The organism is Sphingomonas sp. 66-10 (assembly GCF_001897045.1).
GTDB classification, from domain to species: Bacteria; Pseudomonadota; Alphaproteobacteria; order Sphingomonadales; family Sphingomonadaceae; genus Sphingomonas; species Sphingomonas lycopersici.
The window spans coordinates 17,566-21,196 of the sequence record NZ_MKRR01000106.1; the positions used below are offsets into that span (position 1 = coordinate 17,566).

The 3,631-nt window shown below is 66.7% G+C and carries 3 protein-coding genes and 1 pseudogene; 1 reads left to right on the forward strand and 3 read right to left on the reverse strand.

Going from position 1 to position 3,631, the window contains the following annotated elements:
* Window positions 1-181: pseudogene (locus BGN95_RS09770) on the reverse strand (hypothetical protein); the annotation flags it as partial.
* A gap of 14 nt (window positions 182-195) precedes the next feature.
* Between BGN95_RS09770 and phaR the strand changes: the two are divergent.
* Window positions 196-735, forward strand: a complete 540-nt coding sequence (gene phaR, locus BGN95_RS09775; protein ID WP_179512991.1) for a polyhydroxyalkanoate synthesis repressor PhaR — start codon at window positions 196-198, stop codon at window positions 733-735.
* A 124-nt stretch (window positions 736-859) separates the two neighbouring features.
* Here phaR and BGN95_RS09780 read toward each other — a convergent pair whose 3' ends face one another.
* Together BGN95_RS09780 and BGN95_RS09785 are read right to left on the reverse strand one after the other, a co-directional pair.
* Window positions 860-2,053 (reverse strand): aspartyl protease family protein, encoded by a 1,194-nt coding sequence (locus BGN95_RS09780; protein ID WP_265313523.1) that lies wholly within the window; start codon window positions 2,051-2,053, stop codon window positions 860-862.
* Between the two features lie 181 nt (window positions 2,054-2,234).
* Window positions 2,235-3,623, reverse strand: coding sequence for a TadA family conjugal transfer-associated ATPase (locus BGN95_RS09785; RefSeq protein ID WP_286772570.1), 1,389 nt, complete (start codon window positions 3,621-3,623; stop codon window positions 2,235-2,237).
* Between the last annotated feature and the right edge of the window lie 8 nt (window positions 3,624-3,631).

Below are 3,631 nucleotides of genomic sequence, written 5' to 3' on the forward strand. Positions count from 1 at the left end.
GCATCGCGCGGCGCACGCGGCCGCGCGGCGCTTCCTGATAGCGGCGCAACCCTTCGAGCACGGCAGGCAGGCGCTCGGGCGATGCTGCGGTTTCGCTGCGCACCATATCGAGGAACAGCGGCAGCGGCCGGGGGCCGTGTTGCGGTGCGGAAGTTTGTGCTGTACCGCGGTAAACACTCATTGCGGGAGCTTTCGATGAAGAAGCAGCATGCCGGCGACGGCGCGGTGATCATCAAGAAATATGCGAACCGCCGTCTCTATAATACCGAAAGCTCGTCCTACATCACGCTCGATCATCTCGCGCAGATGACGCGCGAAGGCCGCGAATTCCGCGTGGTCGACGCCAAGACCGATGAAGACATCACGCACAATGTGCTGACGCAGATCATCATGGAGGAGGAAAGCCGCGGGCAGACGATGCTCCCGGTCAATTTCCTGCGCCAGCTGATCGCGATGTACGGCGATTCGATGCAGGCGATGGTCCCCGCCTATCTCGAAGCGTCGATGGAAAGTTTCCGCCGCAACCAGGCGCAGTTCAAATCCGCGGTCGAGGGCGCCTTCGCCAATTCGCCGTTCGCCGAAATGGCCAAGCGCAACATGGCGATGTTCGAGGCCGCGGCGAGCGCGTTCAAGCCCAAGGGTAGCGCCGATGCCGCGGGCGCGAAGGACGACGAGATCGCCGCGCTCAAGGCCGAGCTCGCGCGGCTGCAGGACAAGGTCGACAAGCTGGGGTGACCTGACCTCCGCCACCCGTTCGCCCTGAGCTTGTCGAAGGGCTGTACTGCTTGGCGAAGAAAAGCAGGCTTCGGCAAGCTCGGCCCGAACGGGGACAGGTAATCCTACTTAAATTCCTGCCGGCTCAATAAAAATCCGCCAGCGTCAGCCGCCGCGTCGTGCCGTCGCACATGCCGAGCGCCACCGTCCGCCCCGGCGTATCGGCGGACCAATGCGCGAGCGGGCTGGTGGCATAATCGCGCGGCACCGGGGCGCCGTCGATCGCGCAGATCATATCGCCCTCGCGCCAGCCGGCCGCCGCCGCCGGGCCGCCGCGCATGACATGCAGCACCCGCAGCCGATCGGGCTCGACCCCGACGAGCAGCCCGCTGGTCGAGCGCAGCGGCGGCTCGTCCGCGTCCTCGCCGGCGGAGAGCACCATCCGCCCCGCGCCGGGATCGAGCAGCACGCGGTAATTCTGCAAGAAACCCGAGCCGACGCGCCCCGCCGCGCCGATCGTCTCGGAAAAGCCGCCGACCGGCTCGACCCGCACCTCGACGTTGCGCGCGACGAGCTGCCCCATCCGCAGCATCGGCACGATGCCGATCGTGCTGACCACCGGCCCGGCGAGCCCGAACGAGATCGCGGAGGTGGTGCGCACCCCGGCGAGCTTCGCCTCGCGCCAGCCCTCCGCGGTGACGGTGATCGACGAACCGTCGCCGGTGTCGACCACCATCGGCTTGAGCTCGGCCGCGCCCAGCGCCACCTCGCCGATATAGACGCGCTTGTCGCGCGCGATGGCGAGCGGCGCGACCTGCCCGCGGAACGGCATCCGCCCCGAGCGCAGCAAGCGGAAGCGCCGCGCAGCATAATCGATGTCGAGCGCATAATCGCCGATCAGATCGCGCCCGACGAGCAGGTCGACCGGCCTGGCGCTGCCGGTGGCGATCGCGGGCAGATCGGCGACGGTGAGCCCCCCGCCGATGCGCGTCAGCCCGCCGAGCCGCATCTCGCGCGTCGCGACCCAGCCGATATCGACCGCGCCGCCGATCGCGGTGGCGCTGCCGCCGGCGGTCACCGCGAGCTTGGTGGCGTCGGCATAGCGCCGCGCGAGCACCGAATAGCTCACCCCGGTATCGAGGATCGCGGTCACCGCGCGGCCGTCGACCGTCATGTCGAAACGGATCTGGTTCCCCGGCGTCAGATCGAACGGCACCCAGCGCGCCTCGGTATCGGGCGCAAGCCGCCCCGCCCCCGGCGCATGCGCGACCGGCGGCAATGCGGTGGCGAGCGGTGCCTGGATCGCGGCAAGCAACGGGAAGAACAGGGCGAGCGCCATAGCGTCGCCATGCACGTCTCAACGACGAAATGCCACCGTTTGTCGCTGGAGCGAGTGGCTTCGCTCTCCCGTTCGCCCTGGGCTTGTCGAAGGGCTGGCTGTCTTCATGAGAAGAAAAGTGCAGGGCTTCGACAGGCTCGGCCCGAACGTCGAGAGGCTGTGCGCGATTAACCCGCTCAGCTTACAGGCAGGATTCCAGAAACGCCTGATCGAAGCCGAACTGCTTGGCTTTGTCGATCGTATAGGGACGCAGCCCCATCGAGCGATATTCGCCGAGGATGCGGCCGTCCGCGGTCTCGTCGAGATATTCGAATTTGAACAATTCCTGCGTCACGATCACCGGACCTTCCATCCCGATCACCTCGGTGACGTTGGTCACGCGGCGCGAGCCGTCACGCAGGCGCTTGACCTGGATGATCATATCGACCGAATCCGCGATCTGCCGGCTGATTGCTTCCTTGGGCACCTTGATGTCCGACATCATCACCATATTCTCCATACGCGCCAGCGCCTCGCGCGGGGAGTTGGAGTGGAGCGTACACATCGAACCGTCGTGACCGGTGTTCATCGCGGCGAGCATGTCGAAACATTCCGCGCCGCGGATTTCGCCCAGGATGATGCGATCCGGGCGCATACGCAGCGCGTTCTTGACCAGATCGCGGATCGAGATCTCACCCTGCCCCTCGAGATTGGCGGGGCGGGTTTCGAGCGGCAGCCAGTGCGGCTGCTGGAGCCGGAGCTCGGCGGCGTCCTCGATCGTCAGCACGCGCTCGCCGGGGTCGATCATCTTCGACAGCGCGTTGAGCATCGTCGTCTTGCCCGAGCCGGTGCCGCCCGAGATGACGATGTTGAAGCGGCACGCCCCGGCGATCTTGAGCGCGGTCGCCATCTTCACCGACATCGAGCCGAACCCGGCCATCATATCGAGCGTGATCGGCTTGGCGCTGAACTTACGGATCGAGATCGCGGTGCCGCGCAGACTGAGCGGAGGCACGATCACGTTGACGCGGCTGCCGTCCTTGAGCCGCGCGTCGGCGAGCGGGGTGGTCTGGTCGACGCGGCGGCCGACCGAATTGCAGATGCGCTGCGCGATCTGGAACAGATGCGCCTCGTCGCGGAACTGGATCTTGGCCAGTTCGAGCTTGCCCTTGCGCTCGACGAAGGTCTGCTCGGGGCCGTTGACCATGATGTCCGACACGTCGGGATCGGCGAGCAATTCCTCGAGCGGGCCGAGCCCGAGCAATTCGTCGACCAGCACCTTTTCGAGCGCGAATTGCTCGCGGCGGTTAAGCGTCAGCTTGAGCTCGGCGAGCACCTCGCCGATGATCGGGCGGAATTCCTCGGCCAGCTCGTCCTTGCCCAGGGTCGCCGCCGCCTCGGGATCGACGCGCTCGAGCAGGCGCGGCAGCACCTGCTCCTTGATCTTGTGGATCGACGCCTCGAAGCCGTCGACCTTGCTCGATCCGGCGTCGCCGCTGGCGTTCTGGCGCTCCTGCAGCCGCTGCATCGCGTCGATCTGCGACGCGGGGAGCCCCGGGTCCTCCTCGATCGGGAAGGGGATCGTGTCGATCGGCGGGA

Excerpts from the sequence above, each read along its gene's own strand:
- phaR (WP_179512991.1), top strand. The coding sequence starts at position 196 with ATGAAGAAGCAGCATGCCGGCGACGGCGCGGTGATCATCAAGAAATAT.
- BGN95_RS09780 (WP_265313523.1), bottom strand. The coding sequence starts at position 2,053 with ATGGCGCTCGCCCTGTTCTTCCCGTTGCTTGCCGCGATCCAGGCACCG.